1 protein-coding gene is annotated in these 277 nt (G+C 66.4%); it reads left to right on the forward strand.

The window, feature by feature from the left end; all coding sequences use genetic code 11:
- Positions 1–277: calcium-binding protein (locus ASE31_RS32115; protein ID WP_369819475.1), on the forward strand; the 277-nt coding region annotated here is incomplete at both ends.

Here is a 277-nt window from a genome sequence, read left to right on the forward strand (position 1 = left end):
ACAGGCCGTGATCCTGGATGCCCGCGCTCTACCCTCGGGCACGGTGATCCGGGTGGACAACATCGAGTTCATTGCCGTGGTGGGCAATGTGCGCCTGATCGGCGGTGCCGGCCAGAACGCCGCCAGCGGCGACAACGCAAACCAGTGGATCGTGCTCGGCCCCGATGACGACATCATCCACGGCGGCGGCGGCAACGACGTCGTGGGCAGCGAAGCCGGCGATGACCAGGTCTTTGGCGATGCCGGGGACGACATCGTGTTTGGCGGCGCAGGCAAT

This window comes from Acidovorax sp. Root217 (assembly GCF_001428645.1).
Classification (GTDB): domain Bacteria; phylum Pseudomonadota; class Gammaproteobacteria; order Burkholderiales; family Burkholderiaceae_C; genus Acidovorax.